18 protein-coding genes are annotated in these 18,944 nt (G+C 67.5%); 3 read left to right on the top strand and 15 right to left on the bottom strand.

Features of this window, described 5'->3' with window-relative positions; genetic code table 11:
* Positions 1-330: 330 nt before the first annotated feature.
* The 3 genes from PSK12I2_RS0121795 to PSK12I2_RS0121785 form a co-directional block, all read right to left on the bottom strand.
* On the bottom strand, positions 331-894 hold the full coding sequence (locus PSK12I2_RS0121795; RefSeq protein ID WP_027600067.1) for a DedA family protein: 564 nt from the start codon (positions 892-894) through the stop codon (positions 331-333).
* A gap of 9 nt (positions 895-903) precedes the next feature.
* The gene (locus PSK12I2_RS0121790) at positions 904-2,010 is read right to left on the bottom strand and encodes a calcium:proton antiporter (RefSeq protein WP_027600066.1); all 1,107 of its coding nucleotides are present in this window, start codon (positions 2,008-2,010) and stop codon (positions 904-906) included.
* A 105-nt stretch (positions 2,011-2,115) separates the two neighbouring features.
* Positions 2,116-3,216: an acyltransferase gene (locus PSK12I2_RS0121785; RefSeq protein ID WP_256204019.1), complete on the bottom strand. Its 1,101-nt coding sequence runs from the start codon at positions 3,214-3,216 to the stop codon at positions 2,116-2,118.
* Positions 3,217-3,444: 228 nt separating this feature from the next.
* Here PSK12I2_RS0121785 and PSK12I2_RS0121780 point away from each other — a divergent pair, with 228 nt between their 5' ends.
* From PSK12I2_RS0121780 to PSK12I2_RS0121770, 3 genes are all read left to right on the top strand, one after another.
* Entirely contained in the window at positions 3,445-4,395 is a 951-nt protein-coding gene (locus PSK12I2_RS0121780; RefSeq protein WP_027600064.1) for an adenosine deaminase, read from the top strand.
* Positions 4,396-4,397: 2 nt separating this feature from the next.
* Complete coding sequence (gene hisN / locus PSK12I2_RS0121775) at positions 4,398-5,204, top strand: histidinol-phosphatase (protein ID WP_027600063.1); 807 nt, start codon at positions 4,398-4,400, stop codon at positions 5,202-5,204.
* 885 nt (positions 5,205-6,089) lie between these two features.
* The gene (locus PSK12I2_RS0121770) at positions 6,090-7,769 is read left to right on the top strand and encodes a glycosyltransferase family 39 protein (protein ID WP_177324668.1); all 1,680 of its coding nucleotides are present in this window, start codon (positions 6,090-6,092) and stop codon (positions 7,767-7,769) included.
* An 87-nt stretch (positions 7,770-7,856) separates the two neighbouring features.
* Here PSK12I2_RS0121770 and PSK12I2_RS0121765 read toward each other — a convergent pair whose 3' ends face one another.
* From PSK12I2_RS0121765 to rutA, 12 genes are all read right to left on the bottom strand, one after another.
* A complete protein-coding gene (locus PSK12I2_RS0121765) occupies positions 7,857-8,549 on the bottom strand; it encodes a cysteine hydrolase family protein (protein ID WP_177324667.1) in 693 nt (230 codons plus the stop codon).
* Positions 8,546-9,472 (bottom strand): ABC transporter permease, encoded by a 927-nt coding sequence (locus PSK12I2_RS0121760; protein ID WP_027600060.1) that lies wholly within the window; start codon positions 9,470-9,472, stop codon positions 8,546-8,548. Before PSK12I2_RS0121760 ends, PSK12I2_RS0121765 begins: the two co-directional genes overlap by 4 nt.
* Complete coding sequence (locus tag PSK12I2_RS0121755) at positions 9,469-10,596, bottom strand: ABC transporter permease (protein ID WP_027600059.1); 1,128 nt, start codon at positions 10,594-10,596, stop codon at positions 9,469-9,471. Before PSK12I2_RS0121755 ends, PSK12I2_RS0121760 begins: the two co-directional genes overlap by 4 nt.
* Positions 10,589-12,103, bottom strand: coding sequence for an ABC transporter ATP-binding protein (locus PSK12I2_RS0121750; protein ID WP_027600058.1), 1,515 nt, complete (start codon positions 12,101-12,103; stop codon positions 10,589-10,591). The genes PSK12I2_RS0121755 and PSK12I2_RS0121750 overlap by 8 nt, the downstream gene beginning before the upstream one ends.
* Before the next feature lie 118 nt (positions 12,104-12,221).
* Positions 12,222-13,313 carry a BMP family ABC transporter substrate-binding protein gene (locus PSK12I2_RS0121745; RefSeq protein ID WP_156930173.1) on the bottom strand — a complete coding sequence of 364 codons (1,092 nt, stop codon included), beginning with the start codon at positions 13,311-13,313 and terminating at the stop codon, positions 12,222-12,224.
* Between the two features lie 20 nt (positions 13,314-13,333).
* A complete protein-coding gene (locus PSK12I2_RS0121740; protein ID WP_027600056.1) occupies positions 13,334-13,720 on the bottom strand; it encodes a VOC family protein in 387 nt (128 codons plus the stop codon).
* Positions 13,720-14,739, bottom strand: a complete 1,020-nt coding sequence (locus PSK12I2_RS0121735) for an isopenicillin N synthase family oxygenase (RefSeq protein ID WP_027600055.1) — start codon at positions 14,737-14,739, stop codon at positions 13,720-13,722. The genes PSK12I2_RS0121740 and PSK12I2_RS0121735 overlap by 1 nt, the downstream gene beginning before the upstream one ends.
* Before the next feature lie 351 nt (positions 14,740-15,090).
* Positions 15,091-15,612: a flavin reductase gene (locus PSK12I2_RS0121730; protein ID WP_027600054.1), complete on the bottom strand. Its 522-nt coding sequence runs from the start codon at positions 15,610-15,612 to the stop codon at positions 15,091-15,093.
* A gap of 4 nt (positions 15,613-15,616) precedes the next feature.
* On the bottom strand, positions 15,617-16,402 hold the full coding sequence (rutD, locus tag PSK12I2_RS0121725) for a pyrimidine utilization protein D (protein WP_027600053.1): 786 nt from the start codon (positions 16,400-16,402) through the stop codon (positions 15,617-15,619).
* A gap of 84 nt (positions 16,403-16,486) precedes the next feature.
* Positions 16,487-16,870 carry a pyrimidine utilization protein C gene (gene rutC / locus PSK12I2_RS0121720; RefSeq protein ID WP_027600052.1) on the bottom strand — a complete coding sequence of 128 codons (384 nt, stop codon included), beginning with the start codon at positions 16,868-16,870 and terminating at the stop codon, positions 16,487-16,489.
* 6 nt (positions 16,871-16,876) lie between these two features.
* Positions 16,877-17,605 (bottom strand): pyrimidine utilization protein B, encoded by a 729-nt coding sequence (gene rutB / locus PSK12I2_RS0121715; protein ID WP_027600051.1) that lies wholly within the window; start codon positions 17,603-17,605, stop codon positions 16,877-16,879.
* Positions 17,605-18,693, bottom strand: a complete 1,089-nt coding sequence (gene rutA, locus PSK12I2_RS0121710; protein ID WP_027600050.1) for a pyrimidine utilization protein A — start codon at positions 18,691-18,693, stop codon at positions 17,605-17,607. The genes rutB and rutA overlap by 1 nt, the downstream gene beginning before the upstream one ends.
* Between the last annotated feature and the right edge of the window lie 251 nt (positions 18,694-18,944).

Raw genomic sequence — 18,944 nt, 5'->3', positions numbered from 1 at the left:
TTGCGTCCCGTCCCCGTCAGTGAGGCCGAGTGCAGGCGTTGCGCAGGGGGATGCGAGGCAGGACGCCGAGCAAGGCGCGAGGGGCAGGAGGCCCCTTCGTGCCGTGCCCCCGGAGCGGCGCCGGAGCGCGGGGACCCGGAGCGCAGCGAAGGGCCGAAACGTGGGGGACAAGCGTTTTTGGTTACTTTTTTGGCGTTTGAAAAAAGTGACTCGCCCGGGTGGGCGAAACAGCAACCATCAGCAAACCACGATAATAAGCCAGTACAACAGCTCAAACCCAAAGCCTTGGGCTTCGCCTGCGCTCAACACAACCTACACAACCACCCTCCCCTACTCCCCCTCCCGCCGCCGCAGGATGGCGCGGGCGCCGATGAACAGCACCGCCACGCAGATCGCCGCGGCGATCAGCCAGCGCTTCGACACATGATGCTCGGCGAAGAAGTCGCGCAGGATCTCGCCCACCGCATAGCCGATGCCGGTCATGACGAAGCCCCAGAGCAGCGCGCCGATGATGTTGTAGAACAGGAAGCGCCGTGGGCGTACCCCACTGGCGCCGATCAGCAGCGGGCCGATCAGGCGGAAGCCGTAGGCGAAGCGGATGCCGATGATCCACAGCGCCTCGTGGCGATGGATGCGGCTGCGCAGCCAGTCGATGCGTGCCTGCTGGCGCTTGAAGCGACCGAGGATGCTGTCGCCGTAGCGCCGCCCCAGAAAGAACAGCGTCTGGTCACCGATGAAGCCGCCCAGGGCCACGCAGACCGCCGTGAGCGGAAACAGCAGATAGCCGTGGCGGGCGGCGATGCCGGCCAGGATGGCCACGCCATCGCCCTCGATCAGGGCGCCCAGCACGGCGGCGCCGTAGCCGTAGTTGCTGATGACCTCGCTGTCGATCATGGCGCGTCCCTAGAGACCGAGGATGGTCAGCATGATGAAGGTGCCGAACAGCACGAAGTGGGTCATACCCTCGATCGCATTGGTCTCGCCGTCGTTGAGGTTGATGGCGGCGACGATCAGGGTCACGGCCATCATCACCGTCTGCACCGGGGTCATGGCCATCTGGATGGGCTGGCCATTGAACAGGGCGATGGCTTCCACCACCGGTACGGTAAGGATGACGGTGGACAGGCTGGCGCCCAGGGCGATGTTGATCACCGACTGCATGCGATTGGCCATGGCCGCGCGCAGGGCCGTGAGGATCTCCGGACTGGCGGAGATCACCGCCACCACCAGGGCAGGCACCAGGGCCGGCACGGCCAGGCCTTCCAGGCCGGTATCCAGCGACTTGGACATCACCTCGGCCAGGGCCCCGGTGGCGACGATGCCGACGATCAAGAGGCCGATGGACAGCGCCGAGCTGCTTTCGCCATGGCCGCCTGCCTCGCCCTGCCCTTCCACGGCCGGGCGCTTGCGCTTCTTCTCTGGGTAGCTGTAGCTGAAGAAGTAGCTGTGTGGACCGGTCTGCATGCGCAGGAACAGCGCATAGAGCAGCGCCATGGCGCCGATGGTGAAGAAGGAATAGACGTGCCACTGAGCCGTGGGGATGAATTCCGGCACCAGCATGGAGATGCTCACCGCAGTCATGATCATCACGCCGTAGCTGCGGCTGGAATCGTCGTTGTAGGGCTGCTCGCCGTGCTTGAGGCCGCCGAGCAGCGCCGCGAGACCGATGATGCCGTTCATGTCCAGCATCACCGCGGCGTAGATGGTGTCGCGGGCCAGGGTCGGCGAGTGGTCGTGGCTCATCATGATCGCCAGGATGATCACCTCCACCAGCACGGCGGAAAGGGTCAGGATCATGGTGCCGTAGGGATCGCCGACCTTTTCCGCCAGCAATTCGGCGTGGTGGGCGACGCGCATGGCCGCGCAGATGATGGCGGCGATCAGGCCGCCGGCGGCGACCAGCGCCAGGGTCTGGCCACCGCCGAGCAGCGCGTGTTCGAACACATAGGCCAGCACCGTGGCACCGATGGCGACCAGCAGCAGGGTTTCGTCTTTGAGGGCGGCGAGCATGGAAAAGGCGTCCTTGGTTGAGCAATGCCTTGTTACGACCGCCTTAGACGGCAAAACGCTCGCACCGCGATACGCCCCTGCCCTGATCGCCCGCGCGGCGGCCCCTCAGCCGACCCGGGCGCGTGGCGCCAGACGCTTCCACACCGCCTTGGTGCCGGTGGCGCAGACCTGGCGATAGCCCAGGGCGTGACGCTCGACCAGGTACCAGGACACCACCGCCAGCGGCAGGGTGATGCCGATGGAAAGGATCACCATGGTCCAGGCCTCGATGCCGGGAATCACCGCCGCCAGGGTCTGCTGCACCGGAAAGGAGTAGATGTAGAGGCCATAGGAATAGTCGCCCACCTCGTTGAAGGCGCGGATGCGCCCGGCCGGCACGAAGGCGAGATAGAGCAGCACGTAGCCCAGCACCAGGTTATAGACCAGAAAGAAGCTGTCACGGTCGGGCGTGGCCACCGCCAGCAGCGCCACGGCGGCGGCGAAGAGCGCGCGCGACAGCGGGATGTAGGCGCGCAGCACATAGAAGGCGCCACCGAGAAAGAACATCTGGAACAGCCGCAGCAGATGGGATTCGCTGGCGAAGAAGTAGTGGGCGAACAGCTTGAACAGGGCGGCGCCCACGGCGAACAGCAGGATGGCGCGCTGGAAGTGGCGACTGTCCAGGCGCAGCCAGAGCACGGCCAGCCAGAGCAGCGCCAGGGCGCCGTACATGCCCACCTCGAAGGGCAGCGTCCACAGCGAGCCATTGACGATGGCCTGCAGCGGATTGCCTTCGAACAGCCCGGGCAGGTCGAACTCGGCGCCGGCGATCAGGCCGGTGTTCTTGAACAGATAGAACCAGGTCTGGGGATCGCTCAGATAATCCTGCAGGGGCGCCCGGGTCAGCCAGGCGCCGAGGCCGAGCACCGTCAGCACCAGCATCACCAGTAGCCCCGGTACGACGCGCAGCGCGCGACCCCAGACGAAATCGATGATGTCGGCCCGGCTGAGCAGGCTCTTGGTGACCAGGAAACCGCTGGTGATGAAGAAGATGTCGACCGCGATGTCGCCCAGGGTCATGCCCAGGCTCTCGCGTCCGGGCTCCGCCGTGGGGGTGCCACTGGAGATGGCGAAGCTGTGGCTGAAGACCACGGCGAGCGCCGCGATCATGCGAATCAGATTGAGATTGTTGTTCTTGCCGCCAACATGATCCTGAACGGTCTGCACGGATACCTCACGCGTGGTGTTTGGAGCCATGCGTCCCGATTGTAGTCAGATCCAGACCCGATGCAGGCGTTATGGCCTTTTGCTGGCCCAAAGCGTGGAATGCTGGGAATTTCTGACCGACGAAGCCACCGTACATCGGTCAGCGGGAACCCGGATGGCTGCGGAAAACCGGGCAAAGCGTGCGACAATCGTCCATCTTTTCCTGATTCAAGCTATCCCGAGGATCCCATGTACGACTGGCTCAACGCCCTGCCCAAGGCCGAACTGCACCTGCACCTGGAAGGCACCCTGGAGCCCGAGTTGCTGTTCAAGCTGGCCGAGCGCCATGGCGTCGCCCTGCCCTGGGGTGATGTCGAAGCCCTGCGCGCCGCCTACAACTTCGGCAATCTGCAGGAATTCCTCGACCTCTATTACGCCGGTGCCGACGTGCTGCGCACCGAGCAGGACTTCTACGACCTGACCTGGGCCTATCTGCTCAAGTGCAAGGAACAGAACGTCATCCACACCGAACCCTTCTTCGATCCCCAGACTCACACCGATCGCGGCATTCCCTTCGAGGTGGTGGTGCGCGGCATCACCCAGGCGATGGCCGACGGGGAAAAGCAGCTGGGCGTGACCAGTGGGTTGATCCTCAGCTTCCTGCGGCACCTTTCCGAGGACGCCGCCCAGGCCACCCTGGACCAGGCGCTGCCGTTCCGCGACCACTTCGTCGCCGTCGGCCTGGACAGCTCGGAAAAGGGGCATCCGCCGAGCAAGTTCAAGCGTGTCTTCGCCCGTGCCCGCGCCGAAGGCTTTCCGGCCGTCGCCCACGCCGGCGAGGAAGGTCCGCCGGAGTACATCTGGGAAGCCCTCGACCAGCTCGGCGTGGTGCGGATCGACCACGGCGTGCGCGCCTTCGAGGACGAGCGCCTGATGGCTCGCCTGGTCGACCAGCAGATCCCGCTCACCGTCTGCCCGCTGTCCAACACCAAGCTCTGCGTGTTCGACGACATGAGCCAGCACACCATCCTCAAGATGCTCGACCGCGGCCTCAAGGTCACCGTCAACTCCGACGACCCGGCCTACTTCGGCGGCTACGTCACCGAGAACTTCATGGCCCTGCACGAAGGCCTGGGCATGACCCAGGAGCAGGCCCGGCGCCTGGCGCAGAACAGCCTCGACGCCCGCCTGGTGAAATGAGCATGAGCCTGACCGCTGCCGAGATTTCCTACTACGAACGCTTCGCCGAGCGCCTGGCCGATGCCGCCGCCGTGGCCATCCAGCCCTACTTCCGCGCCCAGCTGGCGGTGGACGACAAGGGCGACGCGGCCGTCGCCGGGCGTCGCTACGACCCGGTGACCATCGCCGACAAGGCCGCCGAACGGGCCATGCGCGAACTCATCCAGGCCGAGCACCCGGATCACGGCATCCTCGGCGAAGAAGAGGAAAACGTCGCCGGCAGCAGCCCCCTGAGCTGGGTGCTCGACCCCATCGACGGCACCCGCGCCTTCATCACCGGCCTGCCGCTGTGGGGCACCCTGGTGGCGCTCAACGACGGCAGCCGCCCGGTGATCGGGGTGATGAACCAGCCCTTCACCGGCGAACGCTACCTGGGCACCCCGGCCGGCGCCTGGCGCAACGGCGCGGCCCTGCGCACCCGTCCCTGCGCCAGCCTGGCCCAGGCCCGGCTGATGTGCACCAGCCGCGACATCTTCGACACCCCCGAGCGCCTGGCCGCCTTCGACGCCGTGGCGGCCGAGGTACAGCTGGCCCGCTTCGGCGGCGACTGCTACGCCTACTGCATGCTGGCCTCGGGCTTCGTCGACATCATCATCGAGGCGGGCCTGCAGCCCTACGACGTCCAGGCACTGATCCCCATCATCGAAGGCGCCGGCGGCCGCATGACCGCCTGGGACGGCGGCGATGCCCAGCAGGGTGGGGCCATCCTCGCCTGCGGTGATCCGAAGTTGCATGCGCAGTTGGTGGAGCGGTTGCAGCACCTGGCGTAAGGCTTGGCAGGCGGCTTCGTAGGTTGGGTTGAGCGGAGCGAAGCCCAACACGGAGCTGCAATCTTGGCTTTATAGGTGCCCGGCTGCTTATTGAGTGCTCTGATGGCTCTTGTTTCGCCCACCCGGGCGAGTCACTTTTGCCAATCGCGGCTGCGCGCCCCGGACAAAAGTATGCAAAAACGCATGCCTCACGTTCGGCCCTTCGCTCCGGCGGCGCTCTAGGGGCACGGCACGAAGGGGTGTCCTGCCTCGCACCTCCCTCCGCAACACCTGCACTCGGCCTCACTGACGGGGACGGGAGGCCAGCCTGAGACTACGGTGTTTACAGGCAAAGTCAGAGCGATTCGTAGCGTGGAAAACCGCGCAGCGTTTTCCACTGAGGGAGTAAGGCCTATCGCGTGGACAAGGCTGCGCCGTTGTCCACCCTACCGGTTTGCACCCAAGGCATCAGGCTAGCGAATCGCCCCGTTCAGGAGGGCGAACGCCAGTGTCGTGGAGTGGGTCGAGCCGCATGGATGCGGCGAGAGGTCCAGTGGGCCATGGACGGCCCATCTGGACCGACCCCGGAACGGCGCTGGCGTAAGCGGACCCGGAGCGAAGCGGAGGGCCGGATGGTCGGGGTAAGCGTTTTTGCTTACTTTTTTGCGGGGCGCGCAGCCGCGACGGAAAAAAGTGAGTCGCCCGGGTGGGCGAAACAAAAACCTTCAAAGCGCTCGATAACCAGCCCTGGCACCAATACCAGCCATCGCGGCCATGGGCCGCTCCTACAGGCCCAATCCAAGCCTGTAGGAGCGGCCCATGGCCGCGATCGCCCCCCGCTAACCTCTTAAGCCCCCTCTAAGCCAACTCCCGTATACCGGCAGGATTCCGCCAAGAGTCCCTGCCGTGCTCCCTTCTTCTTCCACCGCCTCCCCCAGAGCCGCACAGCTGGAGCGGGCCTTGCTGCTCGGCTGCCTGGCCGCCTACCTGCTCGCCGGCCTGTTCGGTCGTGGTCTGTGGAAGGCCGACGAACCCTATTCCTTCGGCATGGTGTGGAATTTCCTCACCACCCCGGACTGGCTGGTGCCCCGAGTCGGCACCGCGCCCTTCATGGAAAAGCCGCCGCTGATGTACTGGACCGGCGCCTTGACTGCGCGACTGGCCACGCCCTGGCTGAGTGCGCCCGACGGCGCGCGGCTGGCGGTGCTGGGCTGGATGCTGGTGACCCTGGCCGCCCTTGCCTGGCTGACCGAGCGGCTGCTGCCCGGCCGGCGGCGCGAGGCCGTGCTCGCCCTGCTGGGCATGCTCGGGGTGGTGCAGCACAGTCATCTGCTGATCGCCGACGTGCCGCAACTGGCCGGCGCCACCCTAGGCCTCGCCGGGCTGGCCGCGCAGCTGCACGACAACCGCCATCCCTGGCGCCGTGGCCTACTGTTTGGCAGCGGCCTGGGCATCGCCTTCATGAGCAAGGGCCTGCTGGTCCCCGGGGTGCTGGGCCTCACCGGACTGCTTTGTGCGCTCTGCTGGCCGCGGCGGTTGGTCGAGCCGGAAGGACGGCACTGGCTGCTCGCCGCCAGCCTGGCCGCCCTGCCCTGGCTGCTGGTCTGGCCGGCGCTGCTCTGGCACCGGTCGCCGGAGCTGTTCCATACCTGGCTGTGGACCAACAACATCGGCCGCTTCTTCGGCCTGGAGGCGCGCAACAGCGATACCGATGGCCTGGCCTCCAGCCTGGCGGATTTGCTGGCGCTGTCCTTTCCCACCGGGCTGATCCTGCTGGGCGCCACGCTCTGGCAGCTGTATCGCCGCGGCGGCAGCCCGCTGAAGCGCCTGGGTCGGCATCCGGGACTGGCCACGGTGGTGCTCTATGCCATCGTCTGCCTGGCGGTACTGCTCAAGTCGGCGGTGTTCCGCAGCCTCTATCTGCTGCCGCTGTTTCCGGCCCTGGCGCTGCTGGCGGCGCGACTGCAGCCACCGCCCGCGCTCGCCGCCCTCGGGCGCACCCTCGGCCTGGCCTGCTGGACGCCGATCATCGCCTTGCTGGCGCTAGGCGGTTTCGGCCTGGCGCTAGGGTGGCCGCTACCCTGGCCAGCGCTGGTCCGGGACCATCTACCGCTCGCTGAACGACTGCCGGTAGGCCTGCTGGCCTGGACCCTCGCCGCGCTGGCGCTGCTCGGCTGGGGCCTGGCGCTAGGGCTGCACAAACGCCTGGCACCCGGCAGTCTCTGGTTCGTCGGCCTCACCGTGAGCTGGAGTCTGGCCAACAGCCTCTGGCTGCCCTGGGTCGACCTGGGCAACAGCTACGCCCGGCCCTTCACCGAGTTGCAGCGGGTGCTGCCACGGACGGATTGCGTGGCCAGCTATGGCCTGGGCGAGTCGGAGCGTTCCATGCTGCACGTCTACGGCGGCTATCCCCCATTGGAGCTGACCGCGCTGCGACAGGTGCCCTGCCAGGTGCTGGTGGTGCAGGACGAATGGCACGAAGCCGTGGCGGTACCGCCGGGCTGGCAGCTGCTCTGGCAGGGCGCCCGCCCCGGCAATCTCAAGGAGCGCTTCCGCGCCTTCACGGTGTCGCCGAGGGTGCCCTGAGGTGTTGGATACTCAAGCCAACCTACGGCGGCTCCCCGCGCAGGTTGGGTCGAGACGGCTCCATCGTCGAAGCCCAACGGACCGCGATCAGGAGCCGCTGCCAGCACCCCAGGCCGCGAGCAGATCCTGGGACTCCATCACCAGTCCGAGGTGCAGGGAGACCATGCTCAGCGCCGCGCGCTCCAGGCTTTCATCGGTCCCTCGCACCAGGTCGCGCAGGACGATGACGCGATAGGTGCGGTTGCTGGCATCGAAGGCGGTGTTGAGCACGCAGCAGTCGGTGAAGCCGCCATCCAGCACCACGGTGGTGATGCGCTGGTTGCGCAGCAGGAAGTCCAGGTCGGTGGGATAGAAGGCCGACAGCCGCCGCTTGTTTTCCACCCGCAGATCCTCGGGCAGGACCTCGGTGAGCAGCTCGGTCCAGGGCGAGCCTTCCAGGGCATGGGCGTCGGCATTGGGAATCGGCCCGACGTGCAGCGGAAAGGTCCGTCGCCAGGCCGCGGGAATGCCGCCCAGGTCGTCGGCGCCATTGGCGCGCAGCACCGACTTCACATGGACGATACGTACGCCCAGGGCGCGGGCCTGGCGGTGGAAGGCATCCACCGGCGCCACCAGATCGCGGGCGCGGGGCGCCGGGCAGGGGCAGTCCGGCGAGGCGTCCAGGTGGCCGCGATGCAGGTCGATGGACAGCACCGCCGTGGTGCTCGGGTCCAGGTAATCGGCGAAGTCCGTCCGCGCCAGCAGCCGGGGTTCCTCATAGACGAAAACACGCAGGTTCATCGACGCTCCTCGCGGACATAGGCTTCGCCCAGGGCGCCGGGTTGGCTCAGGCGGTCACGCCCGGCCAGGGCGACCCAGATCATCACGCCCAGGGTGACGGCATAGGGCGCCATCAGGATGAAGTATTGCGACAGCCGCACCCCGGCGGCGGCCAGCTGGGGAATCAGCGCCTCGATGCAGCCGAACAGCAGCGCCCCGGCCAGGGCGCGCCAGGGCGACCAGCGGGCGAAGATCACCAGGGCCACGGCGATCCAGCCACGGCCGCCGGTCATCTCGGCGATCCACAGCTTGGTGCTGAGCACGGCGATATAGCCGCCGGCGAGACCCACCAGCGCCGCGCCGGCGAGGATCGCCAGCAGTCGATAGCCGGCCACCGAGAGACCGGCGGCATCGGCCGCCTGGGGATTCTCGCCCACCGCCCGTAGGCGCAGGCCGGGGGTGGTGCGTTCGAGCCAGGCGATGACGGCGAGAAAGATAAACGGAGTCAGGTAGACCAGCAGGTTCTGCTGGAACAGCCGCCCCACCAGCGGCAGCTCCGACAGCGGCCAGAGCGCCAGCGCCGGCAGGCCGGCCACCGGCTGGTTGGTCCAGCCCCAGAGGGTACCGAGCAGGCCGGTGAGGCCCTGGCAGAAGAACACCAGGGTCAGGCCGGCGATCACCTGGTTGATGCGCAGCCAGATCACCATGACCGCGAACAGCAGCGAGACCAGCGCCGCCGCGCCCATGGCCGCCAGCAGCGCCAGGCCGGCATTGCCCAGGGCCAGTTGCGCGCCGATGCCGAACAGCGCGCCGACCAGCATCAGGCCCTCGGCATGCAGGGCCAGCACCCCGGATCTTTCCGTGAGGATCAGCCCCAGCGCCGCCAGGGCGTAGGGTATGGCGAAGTCGGGGACGTTACCCAGCCAGCTGGCGAGCAGGTTCAAGCGGCACCTCCCTGGCTGCGTCTGAGCCGATGGCGGATGAAGAAATCCGAGGACGCCACGCAGATGACGATCAGCGCCTGGATCAGCTGCACCATGGCGAAGGGGATCTGGTAGAACACCTGCAGATTGCGCCCGGCGACGAACAGGGTCGCCACCAGGAAGGCCACCACGGCGGCGGCCAGGGGGTTGTTGCGCGCCAGAAAGGCGATGAGGATCCCGGAGAAGCCATAGCCCTGGTAGAAGGACTGGGTCAGCCGCCCCTCCTGCCCGGCCGCCACCACGAAGCCGGCCAACCCGGCCAGGGCGCCGGAGGCCAGCACCGTGGCGAGGATGGTGGTGCGCACCGGCACCCCCACGGCGCCGGCCACCCGCGGATTGGCGTCGACGAATCTCAGGTAGAGCCCGGCCCGGCTCAGGGCCACGAACCACCAGGCCAGCACCGCCACCAGCAGCGCCAGGGGCACCGCCAGACTCAGCCCGGGCAGCAACTCCGGCAGCCGCTCGAAGGGGCGGAACAGCGGCGAATAGGGAAAGGCGTCGCGCGGGTCCTTCCAGGGACCGAACACCAGGTGCAGCAGGAAGTTGGCGGCGATGTAGTTGAGCATCAGCGAGGCGATGATCTCGTTCACCCCCAGGCGCAGCTTGAGCAGCAAGGGCGCCAGCGCCCAGAGCAGGCCACCGAGCAGCGCTGCCACCAGCATCAGCGGCAGGCGCAGGGCCTCCGGACCGATCTCGAACAGCGACACCGCCGTGGCGCCGATGGCCCCCCAGATCATCTGGCCTTCCAGGCCCAGGTTCCAGAAGCGCGCGCGAAAGGCCAGGCAGCCGGCCAGGCCGACCAGGATCACCGGCGCGGCCTGGAACAGGGTGGCCTGCAGACTCTGGGCATCGAACAGGGTGGCGACCACGAATTCGTTGAGCAACTCGCCGGCCGGCACCCCGGCCAGGACCAGGATAGCGGCCGACAGGCCCAGGCCCAAGAGCAGCGCCAGGCCGAGGATCAGCGCCTGCCAGGGCCAGGCCAGCTGCTGGCGGATCTCCAGGGTGTAGCGCCGGCTGAACAGCGGTTGCCGTGGTCGCGGGCCATCGACCGAAGAAAGCGGAGCACTCAGGGGTTCAAGCATGATTCACCATGGCATGGCCGATCGCCTGGCGATCGGCGGGTCGCTGGAATTCGGCGACGAGGCGTCCGGCGCTCATCACCCCGATGCGATCGGCGAGGGCCAGCACCTCGTCCAGGTCTTCGCTGATCAGCAACACCGCGGCGCCGGCCTCGCGGGCAGCCAGCAGCCGTGCCTGCACCTCGGCACCGGCACGCACGTCGAGGCCACGGCTGGGGCTGTGGGCCAGCACCAGCCGCGGTTCGCGGCCGAACTCCCGGGCGATCACCAGCTTCTGGGCGTTGCCACCGGAGAGCAGCGCCGCCTTCTGCCGCACCGAGCGCACGCCCTGGACATCGAATTGCGCCACTGCCGCCTGGGTCGCCGCTTCCTGGGCGCGTCTATCCAGGCGGGCGAAACCACCGAAGCGACCGCTGTGCACCGCACCGATGGCGAAGTTGTCGGCCACCGACAGGGAGCCGGCCAGGGCACTGCCATAGCGGTCGGCGGGAATGGCGGCGATGCGCAGGTCGCGGCGGCGGGCGCTGGCAGCCGCGGCCAGGTCGCCGAAGCCCTCCAGCCGCACCTCGCCTTCGTAGGGCTGCGGCAGGCCCATCAGCACATCGGCCAGTTCACCCTGGCCGTTGCCGCCGACGCCGGCGATGCCATAGATCTCGCCAGCGCGCAGTTCCAGATCGATGCCATCCAGGGCGCGCCGGCCACCCTGCTCCGGGGTGCGCAGGCCGCGCACCCTGAGCAGCGGTGCCCCGGCAGCACGGCGCGGGGTATCGGCCAGCGGCTGGGCGTCCCCCACGGTAAGGCGTACCAGTTCGTCCACCGACACCTCGGCGGGGTCCAGGCTGCGCAGGGTGCGACCGCCGCGCATCACCGTGAGGCGGTCGGCGTAGGTCAGGGCGTCCTGCATGCGATGGGTCACCAGCACCACCGCCGCGCCCTCCGCTGCCAGGGCGCGCAGGGTCTGCAACAGCCGCTCGCCTTCGCCATCGGTAAGCACCGCGGTGGGTTCGTCGAGGATGAGGATGCGCGCCCCGGCCAGTAGCACCTTGAGGATTTCCACCCGCTGCTGCTCGGCGATGGACAGGTCCGCCACCCGTTGCTCCGGGCGGATGGCGAAGCCCAGGGCGGCGGCCTGCTGGCGGATGCGCTCGCTGATCTCGGCCAGGCGCCGGCGATGGCTACCCTCCCCCGCAGGCAGGCCGAGCAGGACGTTCTCGGCCACGCTGAAGGGGCGCACCAGCTTGAAGTGCTGGTGGACCATGCCGATGTGCAAGCGAGCGGCGTCCGCCGGACCGCGTAGCCGCACCAGGTTGTCGTCCACCAGGAGCTCACCGGTCTCCGGCGCATAGAGGCCGGCGGCGATGTTCATCAGCGTCGACTTGCCTGCGCCGTTCTCGCCGAGCAGCGCATGCACCTCGCCCCAGCGCACCAGGAAATCCGCCTGCTGCAGCGCCTGGAAGCCATCGAAGGTCTTGCCGACGCCACGCAGTTGCAGGGCGTTGTGTCTTTTCATGCTGGTCGGCCTTTGTCCAGGGATCGCCTCCGTGGAAAACGCTGCGCGGTTTTCCACCCTACTCAGGCGTCAGCTCCGGTGCCGGACCTCGAGAGGCCCGGCACCCAGGGGTGAACCGCTACTTCTGCGTCGTCACGCCCTGGACGAACCAGTCCATCTGCCACAGCGCCGGGTCGGACAACACCTGGCCGGCGGGGACGCGCTCCTTGCCGTCGCGATCATTCAGGGGACCGGCGTAGATCTGCTTGCCCTTGAGCAGGGCCTCGCGCTCGGCCAGGATCTTCTCCTGGGCCGCCTTGGGCACGGCATCGCCGAAGCCGGCGATGTCGGTGCCGCCGTCGGCCATGGACACCAGGGCACCGTTGGGCGCGGGTTTCCAGTGGCCGGCGATGACCTTCTTGAGCTCGGGCACCAGGAAGCGATCCCAGACCCACACCGAGGAACAGAGGGTGGCCTTGGGCGCGAACTGGCGCATGTCGCGGTGGTGGCCGGTGCCATAGACGCCGCGCTCCTGGGCGACGATCTGCGGCGTGGGGGTGTCCACGTGCTGGCCGATGACGTCGGCGCCCTGGTCGATCAGGGCAGCGGCCGCGGCGCGCTCCTTGACCGGATCGTTCCAGCTGCCGGTATAGATCACCGTGAGGGTGGCGTTGGGATTCATCTGCCGGGCGCCCAGCTCGTAGGCGTTGATGGTCCAGTTCACCACGCCGAAGGGATTGGCAGCGACGAAGCCCAGCTTGCCGGTCTTGGAGGCCGCGCCCGCGGCCATGCCGCAGAGGTACTGGCTCTCGTAGGTACGACCGTAGAAGGATTCCAGGTTACGGCCATTGGTGGTGCCCGAGGCGTTGAGGAAGGCCACCTCGGGATACTGCTCGGCCAGTTGCTTGAAGGTGTCGGAATAGCCGAAGGCGGTACCGATGACGATATTGGCGCCGCGCTTGATGAAGCGCTCGGCCGCCGGGCGGATGGCCGAGGCGGTCTCCGGCACGTTTTCCACGAACTGGATCTTCAGGCCCAATTCCTTCTCGATCTTGACCCGCGCCTCGTCCATGGCCTGGGTCCAGCCGCCGTCGTTCTTGGCGGTGAAATACAGCATGGCGATCTTCGGCTCGCCCTTAAGGGTGAAGCCCTCGTCGTCCGCCCGCGCCACGCTGCCCAGTCCCGCCAGCGCCAGCACGCACGCCACTCTTCCCAGCCATCTGCTCAGCATCGTCTCGTCCTTAGTCTTGTCTACAACATGTGGTTGATACGGAACACGTTGCCTTCCGGGTCCAGCAGCACCGCCTGGTACCAGTGGTAGTAGGTTTCGTAGGGCGCCTTCAGCAGCCGGGCGCCAGCGGCCTCGGCCACCGGCACCAGCCGGTCCACCTCGGCGCGGCTGTCAACCTCCAGGTTGAGCAGGAAGCGGCAGCCTTCACTGCCGGCGAATTCGCCCAGCCCCAGCAGTTCATAGGCCTCCGGCGCGTTGAAGCCGATGGCGGTCTTGCCGGTGTCCAGGCCGCGAAAGATCGGCGAGCGGATCGCCTCGATCTCCGGGAAGCCGAACACCCGCTGGTAGAAGCCGCTCAGGGCCACCACGTCCTGGGCGAAGACGTTGACGTAGGAAAGACTCGGCATCAGGCCACCCGCACGCCGGTCTGGGTACCGCCAAAGGTGGTCTGCTTGACGAACTTGGATCTCAGGTGGTCGCCCGAGGTGATGGGCGCATGGCGCGGCGGCGTGCCGGGCGTGGCGCAACCGGGCAGGCATTCGATGAGGGTGTCGTAGTTGGGCTGATGGAAGAACACCAGGGACTGGCGGCGGGTGTCGCAACCGGCATCCGCCGGTGGATTCACCACCCGGTGCAGGGTCGAGACCCAGCGGTCGTTGGTCCACTGCATCATCAGGTCGCCGATGTTGACCACGAAGCTGCCCGGCACCTTGGGCACGTCCACCCACTCGCCGTCGGCATTGCGCACCTGCAGGCCACCGGGGGCGTCGTCGGGACGGACGATGGTCAGGCTGCCGTAGTCGGTATGGGCACCGGCGCGCAGCTGGCCAGGCAGCGCCGCCTCCTTCTGGTGGGGATAGCAGAGGGTGCGGAACATGCTGATGTGGCGATCGATGCGGCTGTCGAAATAGGTCTCCGGCAAGTCCAGCCCCAGGGCGAAGAGCCGCATCAGGGTGCGCGCCAGATCGCTCATGGCGGCGAAATACTCGGCATAGGCCTGGCGAAAGCCGGGAATGGCCGCGGGCCAGACATTGGGCGCGAAGTGCGGCCCGGCTTCGGGACCGCGGTAGTAGGCCGTCTCCGGGACATCCAGCGGCCCGATGGAAAAGGACTCCTTGAGATCTCCCGGCGCCGCCTCCTCCAGGCTGTAGGACAGGCTTTCCTCGGCCACCGCGCTGTAGCCGCGCACCTGATCCGGGCGCGGTCGATCGGCCTTGCGTTTCTCGGCCAGCGGCAGGTCGAAGAAGGCCCGCGACAGGCGCGAGACGCGCTCGACCAATTCGTCGGGCACCTGGTGGTGGGTGATGACCAGAAAGCCGATGTCGCGGCAGGCCTGGTCGACGGCCTTGGCCACCGCCTGCTTGCCGGCGGTCGAGCCTGCGAAATAGGGGGCCAGATCGATGATGGGAACACTGGACAGCGGCATGACGGACCTCACGAGTGGGACGGAAGGAGACAGCGCGATGCACGTTCACCGGGCAGGACGGCAGCAGGGAAATTGCAACCGTTGTGCCATCTTTGGACCATTTGGTAAAAACTATAAAAGCCAATCAAAACAGCGGGTTGAGGGAGATACTCATGATCCGCTGCTGGTGCGCTGCACCTCGAACGGTCAGCGTGCACCGGGGTGGCGCCTGGGGTGCGGTCAGGGCTGACAGGGAAGGCTTTGGGGTGTCGGATCGGCGTGGCGGTGTTGGGCTTCGCTGCGCTCAACCCAACTTACGGCGGTCGTGGGTTGGGTTGAGACGGCTCCCTCGTCGAAGCCCGACAGCCCCCGCTAGGCCAGCTCGTGATAACGCCGGTCGAAGTACAGCAATCCGCCTTCGCCACCGGGCTCGGCCACCCCCAGCACCTCGCAGAGCAACAGGTCGTGGCTGCCCACCGACTGCACCCCGGCGATGCGGCAATCGCAGGCCACCAGGGCGCCGTCCAGCACCGGCGCACCGGTGGCGAGGCGGGTCCAGCGCGCCGCGGCGAAACGTTCGGCCATGGCGGTCTTGCCGCCGAAGAGGTTGGCCAGCGCCTGCTGGCCGGCGGCCAGGACGTTGACGCAGAGCACGCCGTTGGCGCTGAAGGCCGGATGCACCGAGGCGCCGCGGTTGAGGCAGACCAGCAGGGTCGCCGGGCTGTCGCTGACGCTGCATACGGCGGTGGCGGTAAAGCCGGCCGGGCCGGCCGGACCATCGGTAGTGACCAGATTGACCGCGGCGCCCAGGCGCGCCATGGCCCCACGGAAGAGGTCGCGTTCGACCGGGGCGGCGGGCGTCGTGGCAGGCGTCAAGGCATGGGCAACGGACATGGCGCTATTCCTCGGAAGATTGGCTGAGATAGTCGAGCACCACCCGGTCGAAAGTGGCGGGGTCGGTGACGCTGGAGGCATGGCCGCCCCACTCCAGCAATTCGAAGCTGGCCTGGGGCAGACCCGAGGCCAGGCGCTGGGACGAGGTCCAGGGCACCAGCACATCGTCGCGATTGGCCAGCACCAGGGTCGGCACCTCGATCCGCGCCAGCTCGGCGTCCACGTCGAAGGCCAGCAGGGCACCGATGCGCCGCAGGACATTGGCCTCACCGGGGAAGTGCGCCAGGGCATGGGCCTCGTCGGCGGCCAGGCGCTCGCCGTGTTCGGCGATCCAGGTGGCCGGATAGAGAAAGATCGCCTGGGCCTGGACATAGGCCGCGGCGCCGCTGTCGCGCAGCAGCCGTTGACGCAGGGCGAAGCAGCGCCCGGTGTGCGGATTGGGCCGGCTCCAGGCATTGACCAGCACCTGGCGACGGATCAGGCCCGGGCGCAGCAGGTTGGCCTGCAGTCCCACCAGGCCGCCCAGGGCATGGCCCATGAACAGGCAGCGGTCGAGTTCCAGGCGATCGGCCAGCGCCAGCAGGTCCTCCGCCATATGCTGGATGCGGTAGTCCGCCGGCAATTCGGCCGGGCTCCTGCCGGTGCCGGTCTGGTCATAGACCACCACCCGGAATCTTTCGCCGAGGGCCGCCAGTTGCGGCGCCCAGAAGGCCCCGGCGCCACCCAGCCCGGAGCTGAGCAGCAGGGTCTCGGCCGCCGGATCCTGGCGGCCATGGAGTTCGAAGTGCATGGGCGGTCCTTGAAGGTTGGGTGGTTGAGGCTTCCCTCACCCCAGCCCTCTCCCAGGGTGAGAGGGGGCTAGACGGAGCGCGGCCTAGCCGACATGGGCGATGCTGGCGATCTCGATCAGGGCGTCGGGCTTCACCAGGCCGCACTGGATGCAGTAGCGCGCCGGCTTCTCGCCGGGAAAGAATTCGGCGTACACCGCATTGATGGCGGCGTAGTTCGCCCAGTCGGTGAGCATGATCATGTTGAAGGTGACGTCGGCCATGGTGCCGCCGGCCGCCTCCACCACGCCCTGGATGGTGGTGAGCACATGGCGTGCCTGGGCCGCGGCGTCGCCGACGTGGACCACGTTGTTCTGGGCATCGAACGGCAGAGTGCCGGAGACATAGAGCACCCCATCGGCCAGGCTGCCGGGCACGAAGGGGGCGATGGGGGTACCGGTACCGGCGGGGATCACGGCTTGCTTGGGCATGGTGGCTCAGTCCTTGGCGAAGGTGGTGTGGAAATCGGCGCAGCTGGCGACCCAGCCGAAGAAGGTCTCGATGTTGAACAGCGCGGCCTCGTGGGCCGAACGGGGCCCGGCCTGGTGGCAGGCGTCGTGCAGACAGACGCCGAAGTATTCGAGGAAGAAGCCATCCCTCAGGGTCGACTCCACGCAGACGTTGGTGGCGACGCCGACGAACACCAGGTTGCGGATGCCACGGGCGCGCAGCAGGCTGTCCAGGTGGGTGTTGTAGAAGCCGCTGTAGCGGGTCTTGGGCACCACCAGGTCGGCGGCCGCCGGCTGCAGCCGATCCACCAGGGCATAGTCCCAGCCACCCTTGGCCAGCAGTTGCCCCTGCAATTCGGGTCGCTTGCGCATGGTCTTGAGGGCGTTGGACTTGTGCCAGTTGGGCGAACCCGGCCCGCCCGCCTCGCGATACTCCGGATCCCAGCCATTCTGGAACCAGACCACCTGAATGCCCGCGCCACGGGCGGTCTCCACCACGGCGGCGACGTTCTCGATCACCGGGCCGGTGGCGGAGACGTCGAAGCCGGCCAGATCCAGATAGCCGCCCTGGCTGGCATAGGCGTTCTGCATGTCCACCACGATCAGGGCGGTCTCGCTGGCCTTGAGCCGCAGCGGTTCGGGACGCGCCGGCAGCGTCACGGCTTCGGCGTCGTCGGCAGGCAGGGCATAGCCCGCCAGGGTTTCCACAGCGTTCATCAGGCACTCTCCTTGAGCAGATCGACGTGACGGCGGCTCTGCATCAGCGGCTGGATGCGCTCGCCGAAGTCGGTCACGCCCTGGACGAAGTCATCGAAGGTCAGCAGCACCCCGCTGGCCCCGGGTACCTCGGCGATCTCGTCGAGCATCCGCGCCACGCTGGCGAAGGAGCCCACCAGGGTGCCCATGTTGATGTTCACCGCCGAGGTCGGATCGGCCATCTGCCGCACATTGGTGTCGCTGCCGGACTTGGTGTCGGCGGCCGCCTGGGCGCCCAGCCAGGCGATGGCCTCCTCGTCGGCACCGGCCTTGTAGTGCTCCCACTTGGCGCGAGCGGCCTCGTCGGTCTCGGCGGCGATGATCATGAACAGAGCGATGGAGGAGACCTCGCGCCCGGCCTTGGCGGTGGCGGCCTGCAGCCGCTCCACCGCCGGGGCGAAGGCCTTGGGCGTGTTGACGCCCTTGCCGAAGACGAAGCTGTAGTCGGCGTGTTCGGCGGCGAAGGCCAGGCCGGCATCGCTCGCCCCGGCGCAGACGATCTCCATGGGTGCCTGGGGCTGCGGACTGACCCGGCAGTCTTCCATGCGGAAGTGCGCGCCCTGGAAGTCCGACTGGCCGGTGCCCCAGAGATCGCGCAGCACCTGGGCGTATTCACCGAGGTATTGATAGCGACTGGCGAAGAATTCATCGCCTGGCCAGAGCCCCATCTGGCTGTATTCGGGCTTTTGCCAGCCGGTGACCAGGTTGACGCCGAAGCGGCCACCGGAAATGCAGTCGATGGTGGCGGCCATGCGCGCGACGATGGCCGGCGGCAGGGTCAGGGTCGCGGCGGTGGCGAACAGCTTGATGCGCGAGGTCACCGCCGCCAGCCCGGCCATGAGGGTGAAGGACTCCAGGTTGTGGTCCCAGAATTCGGTCTTACCGCCGAAGCCGCGCAACTTGATCATCGACAGGGCGAAGTCGAAGCCGTAGTGCTCGGCGCGCTGCACGATCTCGCGATTCAGCTCGAAGGTGGGCCGGTACTGGGGCGCGTTCTCCGACAGCAGCCAGCCGTTGTTGCCGATGGGAATGAAGACACCGATGTTCATCGCTCGCACTCTCCCGCAGTCAGGAATCGAAGCGCATCCAGATGCGCCGTTGCTGCAGGATCGGAGCAGAAAGCTTGCCAAGTCTTGAAAGTTCAAGCCAATCAAACACTTGGGATCTATTCGAGAATAAATCTGGACCATTTGGTCCAGATTAGAGCACCTAGTTTGTGCAAGGCGCCCGAATCCGGGGCATGCAGGCTGGCGCGTCATGCTAGAGTTCGGAGACCGGCGCGCTACCCTTCGGGGTCCGC

It is taken from the genome of Pseudomonas sp. MOIL14HWK12:I2, from assembly GCF_000510745.1.
In the GTDB taxonomy this organism is placed as follows: domain Bacteria; phylum Pseudomonadota; class Gammaproteobacteria; order Pseudomonadales; family Pseudomonadaceae; genus Chryseomonas; species Chryseomonas oryzihabitans.
This window is presented reverse-complemented; position numbering and strand designations above follow the sequence as displayed.